The following is a 16,854-nucleotide window of genomic DNA, read 5'->3' as shown; positions in this document are numbered from 1 at the left end:
ATTATGCATTGTGAGAAATATGAGGCAGGCGAATGTCGTTCCTGTCAATGGCTTGAACTACCAGCTGATCAACAACTCAAACTAAAACAGGAAAACCTAGTTTCTTTATTACCAATGGTGACTGCCGACGCATTTCAATCGCCAGTTGCCAGCCCTTTATCAGGGTTTCGTAATAAAGCCAAAATGGTGGTGAGTGGAAGTGTCGAAAAACCAATATTGGGCATTGTGAATTCACAAGGGCAGGCAATTAGTTTAACGGATTGTCCGCTTTATCCTGAGCCATTTTCAGCCGTTTTTGATGTCATTAAACCTTTTATTGCGCGAGCAGGTTTAACGCCTTATAACATTGAACGTAAACGTGGCGAATTAAAATACCTATTATTAACGCAAAGCCAGCATACGGGTGAGTTTCTGTTGCGATTTGTCTTGCGTTCAGAAAAAAAAGTTGAGCAGCTAAAAAATGCGTTACCGTGGTTGCAGCAGCAATTACCCCAATTGGCGGTGATCACGGTTAATTTGCAGCCTGTCCATATGGCGATATTAGAAGGCGAACAAGAAATTTATCTCACTGAGCAGCAGGTTTTACGGGAACAGCTAAATCAAGTGCCACTGTTTATACGGCCGCACAGTTTTTTTCAAACGAACCCTGTTGTGGCTGCTCGGTTATATCAAACAGCGCGTGAGTGGGTTAAAAAGCTTAATATCACTAGCTTATGGGATCTTTTCTGCGGTGTTGGCGGATTTGGCTTACATTGTGCGGAAAAGCAAACTCAGTTAACGGGAATTGAAATTAGTGCTCCTGCGATCGCTTGTGCCAAGCAATCAGCGCAAGAGCTTGGACTACAACATGTTGAGTTTCAAGCATTAGATTCAACGAAGTTTGCAACGGCTAAAGGAAATATTCCTCAATTGGTATTAGTCAATCCACCTAGGAGAGGCATAGGTAAAGAGTTATGTGAATATCTTTCGACTATGCGGCCTAACTATATTTTATATTCAAGCTGTAATGCTCAGACCATGGCAAAAGATATTGAGCAATTGGAAGGCTATGCTGTGAGTAAGGTGCAGTTGTTTGATATGTTCCCACATACTGCGCACTACGAAGTGATTGCATTATTAGTCAAAAACTAAACAACTTACCTAGCGAATTATTTAGAACATTTTTATTAATCGAATAGTGTGATAATTAAAGCAGCTTATTAAAAGATAAGCTGCCGGATAATGTTAATTAGAAATGATAGGTGACACCCAATAAAATATCATTAGACTGAGCTTTAATTTTGGATTTAAAGGTGCAGCCATCTTCGATAGCGGTAACTCAAATCCATTGACAGATTGTCATTAACGGCATATTGAACCTCTAAACCTAAGCGCCAAGCAAAATTGTTTTTCGTTTTAGATTTAGACAATGAACATCATCCGTTAATCTCCCTTCGGGATCCCATTCTCTATATTGATAGCTGGAATTATATTTAAGGTTGGTCAAGCCGATACCTGCACGAATATACGGGGTAATTTTCGCTATTTACCTGTTGATTGCTATCAACAACAATCAAGCAGGAACACAACGTGGTTTGTGGAGAACGTCATCAAGTACCATCGTATGGTGGAAAATTATGTCTCAATCTTACTTGATTGTGGTTTTACCCTTGAAGGGTTGAAAGAGCCTAAACCGCTTGCTAGTGCGCTAAAAGAGCGCCCTGATCTTGAACGCTATACCCGTTATGCACCATTTTTAGTATTAAAAGCGGTAAAACGCTAGCCCTGATGGTGAATCAAACAGACTGCTGATAACACGAAGAGGGAAAAACTAGGGTTTTATCCCTGTTTATCAGCAAGCCTCAAGGGCTTATTTTCATAAGCCCTTTTATGACTGTGATAGGTTAAATTCAAAGATAAAACGGGTTAGTTCCTTTGCTCAAATGCAAGAGCGTGACGTTCAATAAATCGCATGATGATCGTCAAAATTGCGTTAACAACGAGGTAGATGATCCCCGCAGCCACAAATGCCATTACATCCCAACTTTGACCAAATACTTGGCTACTGTAACCCATAATATCCATCATCGTGATCGTACTGGCGAGTGAGGTACTTTTAAAGATTAATACCACTTCGTTCGAATAAGATGATAAAGAGCGCTTAAACGCATAGGGAAGAATAATCCGCATGGTCTGGGCTTTAGACATACCTAATGCTTGGCATGATTGCCATTGCCCAGATGGAATTGCTTTTACGGCACCATGAAAGAGTAATGTTGAGTAAGCAGCACTATTGAGGGCTAATGCAATCATCGCACATACCCAAGGCGTTGAAATAAACTCCCACAGTACAGGATAGTTTTGTAATGATTTAAATTGACTAGGGCCATTATAAATCAGGAAGAACTGCACCAATAATGGTGTGCCGGTAAATAGGGTAATATAGACTTTGACGGCTTGCGAAATAATTGGCGTTTTTAATGACAAAATGAGCGTAAATAATACGGCCAATATAAATGCCACAAATAATGCGCTGAAGGTTAACGATAAGCTCGTTGGTAAGCCAGGTAAAATATCGAGAATTAAATCAATCATTGCGATTCACCTCTTTCAAAGCGAGTTGTACGCAATTCAATTCGTTTCAAAATAACTTGGCTTAATAAAGTAATCGCAAGATAGATAAGCCCTACAATAGCGTACCATGTAAAAGGTTCATGGGTACGGTTAACAATGGTCTTAGTCTGTAACATAAGATCATTAACACTGATTAAAGAAACCAGTGCGGTATCTTTGAGTAATACCAGCCATTGGTTGCCCAAGCCGGGCAGCGCATGACGCCACATTTGTGGCATGATAAAACGAAAGAATATGGTTCGTTTGGTTAATCCAAGCGCTAAACCTGCTTCCCACTGCCCATAAGGCACCGCTTTTAAGGCACCGCGTAGGGTTTGTGATGCGTAGGACGCATAGAGAAGGGCTAATGCAACCACACCGCAAGCGAAGGGGGTAAAGTCAAACTCACCGCTGTCTGCAAAGAAAATGCTCGGATCAATCTGTAAGGTGGTTTGCCAGAAACCCAGATTGATCTCTATCCCATCACCTAAAATATTAATCAGTTGCAGTGTGCCGAAATAGACAAATAACACAACCAGCAGTTCAGGTAGACCGCGGATCAAGGTGACCCAGCACGTTCCTAAAAAAGCGATAGGTTTAAAACGCACGGACTCCCATGCCGTAAATAACATGGCGAGGATCAGGCCCAATATGAGAGCAGAAACAGCAAGGCCGACGGTGATACCGGCGGCACTTGTTAGAAAAAGAAAATTGTTCATTAACAGTATCGATTATTGTTCAAACCATTTTTTATAGATAACGTCATAAGTTCCATCAGCTTTTACTTCTGCCAATGCCTTATTCATTTTATCTAACAACTCTTTATTACCTTTACGAACCGCGATACCTAAGCCGATACCAAAGTACTGTGGATCAGTGACTTTTTCACCAACAGGCGCTAAGTTTTCGTTGCCTTTGGCTTTTAGCCATTCGTCAGCAACAGCAGTATCACCGAACACAGCATCAATACGACCATTTTGCAGATCAAGGATAGCTGATTGGTAGTTATCATAAGGAACGGTCGTCATATCCTTATGCTGTTCCATGATATATTTTTGGTGAGTTGTGCCATTTTGAACGCCAATTTTTTTCCCTTTTAACTGATCAACAGAAGAGACTTTCTCTTTAATGGCAATAAACTCAGCCGAATTAGGGTAATAAGTGTCAGTGAAGTCCACTTGTTTTTGGCGATCAGGCGTAATATCAATACCTGCCATCAATGCTTCAAAACGACGGAATTTCAAACTTGGGATCAAGCTATCGAAAGATTGATGGGTGAATGTGCAAGTTGCATTCATTTTTTCACACATCGCATTGGCAAGGTCGACGTCAAAACCCACGATTTGGTTGTTTTTGTCAAACATTTCAAATGGGGCATAAGTCGCTTCTGTTGCAAAACGGATGGTCTCTTTTTCCGCCGCAGTTGCAGATAGGGTTACAGCGCCAAGTAGTGCAGCTAATATAATTTTTTTCATTGCTTAATCCTATATCTATTAGTGTGACAGATAATTTGCAAATGCTTCAGTTTGAGGTGCTGTGAAATGGCTGGCATCCCCTTGTTCAACAATATGACCGTTTTCCATATACACCACACGGCTAGCGGCTTTACGGGCAATCTCAACTTCATGAGTCACGATTACCTGTGTAATTCCTGTTGCAGACAACTCGCGAATGATATCGACGACTTGTGCTGTAATCTCGGGGTCAAGGGCTGCCGTTGGTTCATCAAATAGCAGAACTTGTGGTTCCATCATCAATGCACGAGCAATGGCAACACGTTGCTGTTGGCCGCCAGATAAATGCAAAGGGAAACGCGTTGCAAATTGTGTTAATCGCAAACGTTCTAATAATTTTTCCGCTTTTGCTTTTGCTTCTTGACGTGACAGCTTTAAAACTCGGCACGGCGCTTCAATTAAATTATCCATGACGGTGAGATGAGGCCATAGATTGTATTGTTGAAAAACCATTCCGACATTTTGACGTAATGCACGGATAGCTTTGGCATCAGGGGTTGAGGCAAAATCAAAATTTTGACCTGCAATGTTAAGTACACCTGAACGTGGCATCTCCAACAAATTCAGTACACGTAGCAAAGAGCTTTTGCCTGCACCGCTAGGCCCGAGTAATACCATGGTTTCTCCGGCAGGGCACTCTAAGTTGATATCAAAGAGCGCCTGATGAGAGCCGTAAAAACAGTTTATATTTTTTAATTGAATGCTCATGCTTACCAATAATACCTTGTTTAACTGACACAGATATTAATCCTGTAAGCATATTTATGCAATAATATATGCATAAAAATTTGTTTTTTTGTTATTGAGCAATCATCATTTTGGCGGCTGTTGCCCAGTTGATGACTTGCCTGCAAGTTGTTTATCCCGCTCAAACGCCAATTCACTAATACGTTTAGCCATGCCTTTAAAAATAAATAGATGGGCAGGCATCATGGCAAACCAATAGAGCAACCCACTAAATCCTGCGGGGTGCCACCATGCACGTACATCAATTGAACGGCGGCTACCGCTATCGTGAATGGTGAAAGTCAGGCGGCCTAGCCCAGGCGCTTTCATCCCAAAGAGCAGGCTAAGCTGTTTATTAGGCTCCAGATTAATGACGCGCCAACCATCAATTTCATCACCTAATTGCAGCTCTTCACGAGCGGGGCGACCATATTTCACTTTGTTTAACATCATGTCATCCATAATGGCACGGGTTTTCCAAAGTGCGTTGGCATAAAAATAGCCGTTTTTACCCCCGATTTGCTGCACAACATGCCATAGCGACTCTGTACTTGCCGAAGTGCCGAGTGTGGCACCGGCCTGTTTAGGGTAAAAACCATAACCCGGTCGCCAGCGTTTTTTGACTTCAGGATCATAACCCCAATCTGCATTGTCGATAGCATCGGCTTCTTGAGCTAAGGTGGTTTTGACCGCCTCATCAAATGAAACCAACGTTTGTGGGATCAGTTCGCGTAAGGCTTTATCGTCGGCAGGCAGGTCATGCTGCAATCCTTGGATCAACTCTTTAGCAATTGCCGGAGGAACTGAGGTGATCAAACTGATGAAGTGGACGGAGATCATGCTAATAGGAATAGGGATAGGGATCAGCAATCTACGCTTACCGCTGATTTTTATAAAGCGCTTGAATAGCTCTTGGTAGCTCATGTACTCAGGGCCACCCGCATCGTAAATTTTACTTTCAGTCACGGGGCGTTTTGCTAATTCAGTTAAGTAATGCAGTATGTTACTCAGCGCAATAGGTGAAGACTTTGAACGTACCCAACGCGGTGGGGTTAAGATAGCGAGGTTGTAAACCATATCACGCATGATCTCAAAAGCCGCCGATCCTGAGCCAACGATGATTGCTGAGCGGATCTCTGTGACTGGCACCTGACTCTCACGTAAGATCTCCCCTGTTAATCGACGAGAGATCAAATGTTGAGAATAGCTGTGACCATGTTGTAGTGAACTGAGATAAATAACATGCTTAACATTCGATTGATCAAGCGCTTGCTGAACATGGCGGGCCGCCGTGCGCTCACGTTCAATCAGGTTGGCATGATCAGCCATGCTATGAACGAGGAAATAGACAATATCGATCTCCTTCATCACGTCTTTGAGTGTTTCAGGGTCTTGCAGATCAACATAAACACATTGTGTATCTTGCCAGCCTTGTGAGAGCATCCAATCCACCCGCCTAGCAGCGGCTGTCACTTGATAGCCTTGCTTAATTAATTCGGGGATTAAATTTTGCCCAATATAGCCACTGGCGCCCAATACTAAAACACGTTGCTTTTCGTTCATCTTGGTTTCCTGTTTCACTCTCATCTGTCGCTATTGTGACTGAAATTCTACTTATGTAAAGTGCTGTTAATTATAGTCATTTTAGGACTTGCCACTTATCTATCATGTTATAAATAAGTGGCAATCTGTGAGTGAAATATAGCTAAGTGAAAAATGCCATTAAGATCGGGGTAACGAGGCTGAGCACGAAACCATGCACAATAGCGGCCGGTACGATAGAGACGCCACCACTTCGCTGGAGGACTGGGAGGGTAAAATCCATTGATGTTGAGCCGCAAATACCTAATGCGGTTGAGCGGTAGCGGTTAATAATTAAAGGGATCAACATAATCGCAGCGAGTTCACGAGCGAGGTCATTAAAGAACGCGGCGCTCCCCATGACAGGGCCATAGGCATCGGTTAATACAATCCCTGTTAATGAGTACCAGCCAAACCCAGAGGCCAATGCTAGCCCCATTTTTACGGGTAAACCTAATAATAATGCGGCAATTGCGCCACCAGCTAGCGCGCTGATTGCCATCACAAAGGCGATTGTGGTTCCTCGGCGGTTAACTAAGATTTGTTTAATACTCATGCCACTATTGCGAAGTTGCAGGCCGACAAGAAGCAGTAACATCATTAACGCAATTTGGCTGCCTTTATCGGCATAGTGCAGGAAATCAAATCCAGTTAAGCCAACTAAGAAACCAATCAATAGCACACCACACAGTTGCAATGATTCAAATACCATTTTTAAACGTGATGGAGGCTTTTCTTGTTTATGCTTAGGGATTTTCCAAGGATCTAACTTATCTAATAGCAGTAGTGAGATAAGGTTAAGTGAAAATATACAACCAAAGAATGTGAGTGCGTAGATTAAAATTGAAAATAGGTGAACACTTAAGTTTTCAAGTAAAGCGAGTGTAATCCCCATTAAAAAGAGAATGATATAAACCATTGAATTTAACGCTCGATGTATAATATCTAAAATCTTTTTATTTTTTATAGGGATAAGATAACCTAGCGTTAACGGTAGTAAAATAATGAGTAGTCCTGAATACATTTTGCATCCTTATAATTATCCCATTAACAAGGGGTTATATATTAATTATTATATTTGATATTAATTTCATTTATTTGCTGTTTTATCAGTCTGGCAGATGGTTCTAAGATAGCGTCTTTTTCTCCAGTTATGGCTAAAAAATAGGATAAAAAGACTAAAAAATAAAGTTTAACTATTTTATAACACTATAAATGGAGGCTCAACTTAGAACCTATCCCAAAAGGAATTGTCAGATAATACATAATGATAATTTATGAGGGCAACGTATGGTAGGTAATAAGTGGCAAATCAGTGATGAACTCTGGGAGAAAATGGCTCCTCTCATCCCGGAGCATAGAACTCAACACCCGCTGGGTACGCACCGCAAGCGGGTTGATAATCGCGCTGCAATGAACGCCATTTTCTTCGTACTCAGGACGGGTTGCCAGTGGAATGCGCTAAATGCCACCGGTATATGCTCGTCAAGCTCTGCTCATCGCCGATTTCAGGAGTGGCGGGATGCTGGCGTATTTGAACGCTTCTGGCAAAACGGGTTGCTTGCTTGCGAACAGTTGGACGCTATTGACTGGTCGTGGCTGTCGATGGATGGTTGTATGACCAAATCACCGCTGGCAGGCTCAAAAAAACAGGCAAGAACCCAACAGACCGAGGGAAACGGGGCGTAAAGCGCAGTCTGATGACTGACGGGAACGGGCTTCCGCTTGCACTGGTTGTCGCTGGAGCAAATACGCACGACATAAAGCTGGTTGCGGATACGCTCGATGCCCTCCAGACGGGCAGACCGGGCAAGAGGCTCCGGTTGTGCATGGACAAAGGGTATGAAGCGGAATGGTTGGGAGCGTATCTGAAAAGTCGTCGCTATGAACCTCATATCCAGTCACGGAAGGATGAATCAGAAGCCATCAAAAACACGGATTTTAAGGCCCACCGCTGGGTTGTAGAGAGAACACACAGTTGGATGAATCGCTACCGTCGTGTCCTGACTCGTTGGGAGAAGAAGGTCGAGAATTATGAGGCAATGCTGCATCTTGCCTGTGCCATCATTGTCTGGAATAAAATCCTATTGGGATAGGTTCTTAGTCAGCTCTATTGTTATCTGCCGTTGATACGTCGTCAAGTGGCTTTACGGACGAGCCAGCCGCGTCTGTTGCCGAAATACAACTTTAGTTATTGAGTGTAAAAATATATTTAATTTTCGAGCTGTCTTATAGTCATACCAGCAGTTAAGAGGTAAGCTCTAAAAATAGATTAATAGCAAGGAGAGGGTGTATGTATCTGGAACGAGTGGAAATCTACGGTTTTAGAGGGATTAACCGGCTCTCATTAGCTTTAAATAATAATACGGTGTTAATTGGTGAAAACTCATGGGGAAAGTCGAGCCTTTTGGATGCACTGACGATTTTACTTTCGCCTGAACAAGAAAATTACCAATTTAATAAGCATGATTTTCATCATCCAACAGGGGATGATGCCTCTCGATTTCGCTCATTGCAGATAGTGTTGAAATTTTGTGAAAACCGCCCAGGCCGACATCGTTCATTTCGCTTTCGTAATCTTACCTCCGTTTGGGTCGATAACGGTGATGATCTTAAGCATATCTTTTACCGCGTTAGTGCTGAATTAAAAGAAGACGGCAGCATTAGCGTTGACCGCAGTTTCCTCAATGCAGGGGGAAATAAGTTGTCATTGGATAATGTCGGTAAATATATCAAAGAAATTATTCGCTTATATCCAGTGATCCGTTTGCGTGATGCTCGTTTTTTGCGCACATTAAATACTGAGACGATTGTTGCGGGTGAAAAAGAGGTACGCGATATTTTTAACTCGCGAATGGAAGAGCTGACTCGTGCATTAATCAATAATCCGCAACGCTTGAGCGACGAGGAGTTGGTTGAAGGGGTGGATGCGATGCAGCAACTGCTCAGTCATTATTTTGCGGGGCAAAGTAACCATCTGTTTCAAGAGCATAAAGCAGCAATTAAGTTTGAACCACGCAAAAGAGGCTGGCATGCTTTAGATAATATTAGCCGTATTATTGCAAAACCAAATCAGCGTAATATCCGTTTAATTATCTTAGGCATGTTTTCTTCTTTATTGCAGTCAAAAGGCAATATCCAACTCGATAAATATGCACGCCCTTTGGTTATTGTAGAAGACCCCGAAACACGCCTGCATCCAATTATGTTGTCGATTGCTTGGGGCCTACTCAATCTCTTTTCTTTACAACGCTTGACCACAACGAACTCTGGGGAGCTTCTGTCGCAAGTGCCGATTGAAAATCTTTGCCGCTTGGTGCGCGATTCCGGCAAAGTTTCGGCTTATCGCTTAGGTGAGAATGAGCTATCTGCGGAGGAAATTCGGAAAATCTCCTTTCACATCCGCTTTAACCGGCCATCAGCGATGTTTGCGCGTTGTTGGTTATTGGTTGAAGGCGAGACTGAAATTTGGTTAATGAATGAGTTAGCGCGGCAGTGTAACTATTACTTTGAAACAGAAGGCATCAAAGTGATTGAGTTTGCACAAAGCGGTCTTAAGCCTTTGTTAAAGTTTGCCAGCAAAATGGGTATAGAATGGCATACACTTGTTGATGGCGATGAGGCTGGTAAGAAGTATGCCGCCACCGCGCTGAGTTACGCTGAAAAAATGCATGACACGGAACGAGACCGATTAACTCGATTGCCGGCACCGGATATGGAGCATTTTTTATATCGCGAAGGATTTAAACATCTTTATCATGAGATATCAGGGATACCGGATAACGCGAAAGTTTCGACTCGACGTGTGATTATTAAAGCAATTTCCAAAACATCCAAACCTGATCTTGCTATCGCTATTGTCAATCGAGCAGCAGAATTAGGGCCAGATTCTATCCCATCACAACTCAAAAATATGTTTTCTCGGGTAGCGTGGTTAGCAAGAGGTAAAGCTTACTAAATTATTCACGAATGCTCGGCTAAATAGGTAAATTTTATGAGGGGGCGTAGCCCTCTCTTTATTGGTATAGGTATAGATTGAATGAGAGCAAATTCACGTAAGAAGTGGCTGGTTTCTTTACTGGTTATTTTAATTGCGATTGGTATCGCATTCTTTTTTTTCACGGAAGATAAAAAAGAGGCTTTTCAAACAGTCGCAGTGGCCCGAGGTGATCTCAATAAACAAGTTCAAGCAACAGGTAAACTGGATGCTGTGCGCAAAGTTGATGTCGGTGCGCAGGTCAGTGGGCAGCTACAAACTCTGTATGTTCAAGAGGGAGATAAAGTCAAAAAAGGTGATTTGCTGGCGGTCATTGATCCACAAAAAGCACAAAACGACGTGACAGAATCTCAAGAAACGATCCATGAGCTGGAATCACATTTGGCGTTAGCGAAAGCAGAGTTACGCTTAGCTGAAGTGACTTATCAACGCCAATTGAGTTTATCTAAGCTCCAAGCCGTCTCAAAACAAGATTTAGATAAAGCGCAAACGGATGTCGCTGTGAAAAAGGCGCAGGTGGCAACATATCAGGCGCAAATTAAGCGCAACCAAGCGACCTTAGATACGGCAAAAACAAACTTGAAATATACGCAAATTACCGCGCCAATGGATGGTATTGTCACGTTTATCAAAACATTACAAGGTCAAACAGTGATAGCGGCTCAGGAAGCGCCAACCATTCTGACATTAGCTGATTTGAATACAATGTTAGTTAAAGCTGAAGTGTCAGAGGCGGATGTTATTCATCTTAAACCGGGTCAGGCAGCGTCATTTACTGTATTGGGCGCGCCAGATAAACGCTTCTCAGGGGTATTGAAAGATATTTTACCGACTCCTGAAAAAATCAACGATGCTATTTTTTATTATGCACGTTTTGAAGTGCCCAACCCCCAGCATTTACTGAAATTACAAATGACGGCACAGGTCAATATTGATCTTGAATCGCATAAAAATGTATTACTTTTACCGCTCTCTGCTTTAGGGGATGAAGTTTCCCCGCAAATTTATGAGGTAGAAGTGTTGCAGGGAGAACAGGCAGAAAAACGGCAAATAAAAATCGGTAGCCGTAATGATGTATATGTTGAAGTCACTGATGGACTAAAAGAAGGCGAACAGGTGATCACCGGCCGTAACGCGGAGAGTTAATATGTCAGCCTTATTAGAACTTAGAGGGATCACGCGACGTTATCCTGCTGGTGAAACAGAAATTACGGTATTGAAAAATATTTCATTAACTGTTGATGCTGGGGAAATGGTGGCCATTATTGGTGCATCTGGCTCGGGGAAATCAACTTTAATGAATATCATCGGCTGTTTGGATAAACCTAGCTCAGGGGAATACTTTGTTGCTCAGCAAAATATTTCCCAGCTTGATAACGATCAGCTAGCTGAGTTACGCCGTGAACACTTTGGCTTTATTTTCCAGCGCTACCATCTACTTAGCCATTTAACGGCTGAACAAAATGTTGAAGTTCCCGCCATTTACGCGGGGGCAGGTAAGACTCAACGCCGTAAAAAAGCCATTGAATTATTAGCGAAACTCGGGCTTGGCGAACGAACAGAATACCGACCAAGTCAGTTATCGGGAGGGCAACAACAGCGGGTAAGTATCGCGCGTGCGTTGATGAATGGTGGTCAAGTTATCCTTGCTGATGAGCCAACTGGTGCCCTTGATAGCCACTCTGGTGAAGAGGTAATGAAAATCCTCAAAGAATTATGTGCGCAGGGGCACACCGTTATTATTGTTACCCATGACCCCAAAGTCGCTCAGCAGGCTGAACGCATTATTGAAATTAAAGATGGCGAAATTATTAGTGACTCAGGCTCTGCTAAAGCTCCAAACGTACCTTCATTGGAGAAAACATCACCTAGGAAAATGTCGTTAGGGCAAATCTATGGACGGTTTAGCGAAGCACTGTTAATGGCTTGGCGCGCCATGGTGGTTAATAAAATGCGTACACTACTCACCATGTTAGGCATTATCATCGGTATTGCGTCAGTCGTCTCTATTATGGTGATCGGTGATGCCGCTCAAAGCATGGTTCTCAATGATATAAAATCAATCGGCACGAATACCATTTCGGTTTACCCTGGGGAGGATTTTGGTAGTGATGATGCAGAGAATCGGCAATCTTTAAAGCCATCCGATGTTGACGCCATTGCCAAGCAACCTTATGTGCAAGCCGTATCGGGGGAGTTATCTAAATCAACTCGATTGCGTAAGGGGAATTTAGATGCTTCAGCCCAGTTATTAGGGGTTGGGCGTGATTATTTTCAGGTCTACGCTGAAAAGTTTTCCGAAGGGATGAACTTTACTGCAGACATGGTAGAGCGTAGGGCGCAAGTGGTTGTGATTGATGCGAACACAAAACGTCGCTTTTTTCCTAACCAAAAGCAAGTGGTAGGGGAAACCATCTTGATTGGGAATATGCCAGCTACCGTGATTGGTGTTCTCGCGGAGCAAAAATCAATTTTTGGTTCAAGTAATTCGCTGTCAGTGTGGCTGCCGGATACGACGGTAAATAGCAAAATCTTAAATCGACCTTACTTGGATAGTATTGTCGTAAGGGTTAAAGAGGGGGTTGATGCCAAAACAGCGGAGCAACAGATCACCCGCTTATTGACATTGCGACACGGTAAGAAGGACGTTTTTACTTACAATATTGATACACTTGTGAAAACAGCGGAGAAAACCACTCGTACCATGCAACTGTTTCTAACCTTGGTCGCTGTTATTTCGCTGGTGGTTGGTGGTATAGGCGTGATGAACATCATGTTAGTTTCCGTTACTGAGAGGACCCGAGAAATTGGTATCCGTATGGCGGTTGGTGCGCGCACAAGTGATGTGATGCAGCAATTTTTGATTGAAGCGGTACTGGTCTGCTTGATTGGTGGGTTAATGGGGATTGGGCTTTCCTATGGCATTAGTGTCATGGCACAAATGGCGTTGCCCGGCTGGACTTTCGTTTTTCAACCTATGGCGCTGATCAGTGCATTTATCTGTTCGACAGCAATTGGTATCATTTTTGGATTCTTACCCGCGCGAAGTGCAGCAAGATTAAACCCTATTGATGCATTAGCAAGAGAGTAGTAAGAGATCTATCTGTATTTTTTCAAGTACCTCTGTAATGGTCTGAGGTACTTCAACATCCTTATTTTTATATCAATTTATCTCCCCAGCCTTTAGTTTTCCCGTTATAGTTATATCTACATACACAAAAAGCTATGTAAAAAGTTAAATTCTACTTGCGATTTGGTATCGAACATGGATATCATTTGTCTCGTAGAATAAATGAAACCTAGTTCCATAAAATGGAACAAATAAAATAAAGCCAATAAACTTAATAGCAAAGATCCACACAGCAGGAATACTAAATGGCGAATAAAACAGGTGAAGATTATTCTCTGGCTCGGGTGCCCTTCAGTGCTCGCAGGCCATTCTACGAAGTTCTTATAATCCGAATTGGCTCACTAGCCTGTGTATCTCAGGTGATGTTAGGTGCAGCATTGGGTTATGGACTGACGTTTTGGCAAGCGTTTTGGGCCACAATGTTAGGTTCAGTGATTTTACAAGTTGTTAGCTGGGCTTTAGGTGCAGCTGCGTGCCGTGAAGGAATGTCAATCAGTCTACTATCAAGGTGGTCTGGATTTGGTAAGTTAGGCTCTGCTTTAATCGGTGGCGCAATTGCGATTTCACTGATGGGCTGGTTTGGCGTACAAAATGGCTTCTTTGCGGATGGAATGTATAAAGCGACGAATGTGCTAACACCAGGGACTTGGTCGCTTATTACAGGTATCGCGGTGACGATTATTACGGTATATGGGTATCGCTTTTTATCTATTACCGCAAATATATCAACGCCGCTATTTTTACTCGCATTAGCTTGGGCAACCTATAGCTTGCTTTCTGGGCAAGATATCGGAGCGCTTATTAATCGCACTGAACCTGCGGGGGCTTTTATGACTCTACCAGCAGCCATTACGATGGTTGCTGGTGGGTTTATTATTTCAGCTATCACAACGCCCGATATTAGTCGTTTCATGAAAAGCCCGAAAGAGGTTTTTTGGATGACCCTTATCGGGACTTTTTTTGGTGAGCTGTTAGTCAATATGATTTCAGTGTTGATGGCACTTGCCCTGCGTACCAATGAAGTCTTTGACCTAATGTTGACGTTAACTGGGTTGGTTGGAGCATCGATCGTTATCTTCTCCACTATCAAAATGAATGATATTAACCTCTACTCTTCATCACTAGGTTTATCGACTTTATTGAATGCCATCTTCAAAAAACGGTTTGACCGTCGTTATCTAACGTGGGTTATCGGCATTTTGGGTACGATCGCCTCGATGCTCGGTATTTTAGATAATTTTGTGGGTTTTCTGATTTATTTAGGTATAGCAATCCCACCTGTGGCGGGGATCATGGTGGTTGATTATTATTTATTAAAGCGTGATCGGCGTGAGTTAGATACAACCAGAGCAGCGGGTGAACTTCCAACTCTGTGTGAGGCAGTTAATCCCATTACGTTGGTTGTTTGGGCTATTGCTGTTGTTGTCGGTTGGCTAAGCTCGGCATTAGGCCCTTGGGATACTGATTTTGGTGTGCCAGCGCTTAACTCTTTGCTAGTTAGCGGAGTCCTTTATTGGATGATGATGATGCTGCTGCAAGCTCGAATAAAAGGTGTCGATACGCTGCAATTTCGTAAAGTTAACCATTTAGATTAAGGATGAGAGCAATGGATCATAGCAGCGTTAAAGTTGCTCTTGCGCAATTTAACTCTTTACTTGGTCAAAAGCAGCATAATTTAGAGCGGATGGCCGCATTCTGCCATCAAGCTGCGGAGCAAGGTGCCAAATTAATCTGTTTTCCTGAACTGGCTACAACAGGCTATCGAGGCGATTTGCTTGCGACCCAACTATGGGATCTCAGCGATGATGAAGGCAGCGAAACTTATCGCTTGTTTAGCGCACTAGCGACGCAATTGGATCTCACTATTGTTAGTGGCTTTGCTGAGCGAGGAAGCTACTTAGGCGAGGTTTATAACGCTGTTGGGGTGTGGAATCCAGGTTGTGAAGGTGTCAGCGGGGTCTACCGTAAGGTCCACGCATTTGGCATTGAAAAACAATGGTTTAGCAGTGGTAATAGCTATCCGGTATTTGATACTCCATTCGGTAAGATTGGTGTGATGATCTGTTACGACATGGGGTTTCCTGAGGTGGCTCGTATCTTAACCTTAAATGGCGCTGAATTGCTGCTCGTGCCTTCTGCATGGCGTATTCAAGATAAGGATATGTGGGATATCAATACCGCGTGCCGCGCTTTGGAGAATGGTAGCCACTTATTAGCAGTTAACCGTTGGGGGAATGAGGAAGATCTTCATTTATTTGGCGGTAGTAAGATTGTAGGGCCTCGTGGGCAAGTGTTAAGTGAAGCCAGTTGTGATGGTGAAACGTTGCTCATTGGTGAGGTTGATTTTCGAGTTCAGGCTCATACGCGTTTGAACATTCCTTATTTAAGAGATAGAAAACCACAAAGCTATGAGGCGTTGGTGCAGAATTCTCAGGTTACAGGTGAGTTATGAGTATTCTCTCAAGTGTTGTCGATGTATATCGGTTGTTTCTTCGCTCCGGCGATGAACTGACGGTGACAACGTTAGTGAATGAATTGGGAATGCCAAAAAGCTCAGCATCACGTTTATTAAAACAGATGGCAGAGCATGGTTTGCTCGAAAAGAAAAATGATGCGCCCATTTATCGTCCGGGGCTGATCATTATGGAGTTAGCGCATCGCGCTCGGGGTATGAACCCGTTGATTGATATGGCTCTTGAATCACTCGATGAACTGACCAAAGAAACGGGGTTCACCACTTATGTCTCTTTAAGAGACAAAGATAAGGTAAGAGTCGTGCATGCACGTATTGGTAATAGCATGCTTCAAGTGATCACTCAGCCGGGAACAAAATTGCCTATAGCGGGAACTTCTACAGGTAAAGCGTTATTAGCTCGTTACTCTTTGAGTGAACGTGAAGTGATCATTTGCCAAGAGCCGCAAGAAAAGCAAGACAAGCTACGCCAAGAGTTAAATCAAATTGAGGAACGAGGCTGGGCATTTTCAATTAATGAGTCCGTTCCGGGGGTCGCCTCTGTCTCAAGTACCGTGTATGACCCTGCGCAAGGTACACTCTATGCCTTATGTTTGAGTTTACCTGCATCGCAAATTACCTCTGAATTATTGGCGCAATTAGCGACAAAAATATGTCATAAGGCATCCTATCTTGGCAGTATGGTAGGTGATCCTTATTGGTTAAAACGTAGTAGTGAATCATAAAATAAAAATATTATATTTATTGTGCGTGTATGCGCCTTCACCAGGAAATAGGCTAATTTTTGACGGTTATACACCAACCATTAAAGGAGAGTGGTGAGATCGAGAGAAATAAGCTG

14 protein-coding genes and 1 pseudogene are annotated in these 16,854 nt (G+C 43.0%); 9 read left to right on the top strand and 6 right to left on the bottom strand.

Features of this window, described 5'->3' with window-relative positions; genetic code table 11:
- Positions 1-3 precede the first annotated feature (3 nt).
- Both rlmC and M1E93_RS13660 read left to right on the top strand, forming a co-directional pair.
- Positions 4-1,131, top strand: coding sequence for a 23S rRNA (uracil(747)-C(5))-methyltransferase RlmC (gene rlmC / locus M1E93_RS13665; protein ID WP_072502941.1), 1,128 nt, complete (start codon positions 4-6; stop codon positions 1,129-1,131).
- Positions 1,132-1,576: 445 nt separating this feature from the next.
- The gene (locus M1E93_RS13660; protein ID WP_163762151.1) at positions 1,577-1,762 is read left to right on the top strand and encodes a hypothetical protein; all 186 of its coding nucleotides are present in this window, start codon (positions 1,577-1,579) and stop codon (positions 1,760-1,762) included.
- A 143-nt stretch (positions 1,763-1,905) separates the two neighbouring features.
- Here M1E93_RS13660 and artM read toward each other — a convergent pair whose 3' ends face one another.
- The 6 genes from artM to M1E93_RS13630 form a co-directional block, all read right to left on the bottom strand.
- The gene (artM, locus tag M1E93_RS13655; protein ID WP_004918049.1) at positions 1,906-2,574 is read right to left on the bottom strand and encodes an arginine ABC transporter permease ArtM; all 669 of its coding nucleotides are present in this window, start codon (positions 2,572-2,574) and stop codon (positions 1,906-1,908) included.
- Positions 2,571-3,311: an arginine ABC transporter permease ArtQ gene (gene artQ / locus M1E93_RS13650; protein WP_004918050.1), complete on the bottom strand. Its 741-nt coding sequence runs from the start codon at positions 3,309-3,311 to the stop codon at positions 2,571-2,573. Before artQ ends, artM begins: the two co-directional genes overlap by 4 nt.
- Positions 3,312-3,323: 12 nt before the next feature.
- Positions 3,324-4,067, bottom strand: a complete 744-nt coding sequence (gene artJ / locus M1E93_RS13645) for an arginine ABC transporter substrate-binding protein (protein ID WP_004918052.1) — start codon at positions 4,065-4,067, stop codon at positions 3,324-3,326.
- Positions 4,068-4,085: 18 nt separating this feature from the next.
- Positions 4,086-4,814, bottom strand: a complete 729-nt coding sequence (gene artP / locus M1E93_RS13640) for an arginine ABC transporter ATP-binding protein ArtP (protein WP_004918053.1) — start codon at positions 4,812-4,814, stop codon at positions 4,086-4,088.
- Between the two features lie 105 nt (positions 4,815-4,919).
- Positions 4,920-6,395, bottom strand: a complete 1,476-nt coding sequence (locus tag M1E93_RS13635; RefSeq protein ID WP_014657826.1) for a DUF2867 domain-containing protein — start codon at positions 6,393-6,395, stop codon at positions 4,920-4,922.
- A 142-nt stretch (positions 6,396-6,537) separates the two neighbouring features.
- Complete coding sequence (locus tag M1E93_RS13630) at positions 6,538-7,437, bottom strand: lysine exporter LysO family protein (RefSeq protein WP_004918058.1); 900 nt, start codon at positions 7,435-7,437, stop codon at positions 6,538-6,540.
- 266 nt (positions 7,438-7,703) lie between these two features.
- Here M1E93_RS13630 and M1E93_RS13625 point away from each other — a divergent pair.
- The 7 genes and pseudogenes from M1E93_RS13625 (at position 7,704) to M1E93_RS13595 (ending at position 16,738) form a co-directional block, all read left to right on the top strand.
- A pseudogene (locus M1E93_RS13625) lies at positions 7,704-8,509 on the top strand (IS5 family transposase).
- Between the two features lie 197 nt (positions 8,510-8,706).
- The gene (locus M1E93_RS13620) at positions 8,707-10,371 is read left to right on the top strand and encodes a DUF2813 domain-containing protein (RefSeq protein ID WP_004918060.1); all 1,665 of its coding nucleotides are present in this window, start codon (positions 8,707-8,709) and stop codon (positions 10,369-10,371) included.
- An 81-nt stretch (positions 10,372-10,452) separates the two neighbouring features.
- On the top strand, positions 10,453-11,556 hold the full coding sequence (gene macA / locus M1E93_RS13615) for a macrolide transporter subunit MacA (RefSeq protein ID WP_426206993.1): 1,104 nt from the start codon (positions 10,453-10,455) through the stop codon (positions 11,554-11,556).
- A 1-nt stretch (position 11,557) separates the two neighbouring features.
- Positions 11,558-13,501 carry a macrolide ABC transporter ATP-binding protein/permease MacB gene (gene macB / locus M1E93_RS13610; RefSeq protein ID WP_004918063.1) on the top strand — a complete coding sequence of 648 codons (1,944 nt, stop codon included), beginning with the start codon at positions 11,558-11,560 and terminating at the stop codon, positions 13,499-13,501.
- 284 nt (positions 13,502-13,785) lie between these two features.
- Positions 13,786-15,135 (top strand): purine-cytosine permease family protein, encoded by a 1,350-nt coding sequence (locus M1E93_RS13605; protein ID WP_104873360.1) that lies wholly within the window; start codon positions 13,786-13,788, stop codon positions 15,133-15,135.
- An 11-nt stretch (positions 15,136-15,146) separates the two neighbouring features.
- Positions 15,147-15,992 (top strand): nitrilase-related carbon-nitrogen hydrolase, encoded by an 846-nt coding sequence (locus M1E93_RS13600; protein ID WP_014657828.1) that lies wholly within the window; start codon positions 15,147-15,149, stop codon positions 15,990-15,992.
- Positions 15,989-16,738: an IclR family transcriptional regulator gene (locus tag M1E93_RS13595; RefSeq protein WP_004918066.1), complete on the top strand. Its 750-nt coding sequence runs from the start codon at positions 15,989-15,991 to the stop codon at positions 16,736-16,738. Before M1E93_RS13600 ends, M1E93_RS13595 begins: the two co-directional genes overlap by 4 nt.
- The last annotated feature ends 116 nt before the right edge of the window (positions 16,739-16,854 follow it).

Origin of the sequence: Providencia sp. PROV272 (genome assembly GCF_049901975.1) — a bacterium.
GTDB lineage: Bacteria > Pseudomonadota > Gammaproteobacteria > Enterobacterales > Enterobacteriaceae > Providencia > Providencia stuartii.
Note: the sequence above shows the minus strand (reverse complement) of the source record. Positions and strands in the feature narration are given on the sequence as shown.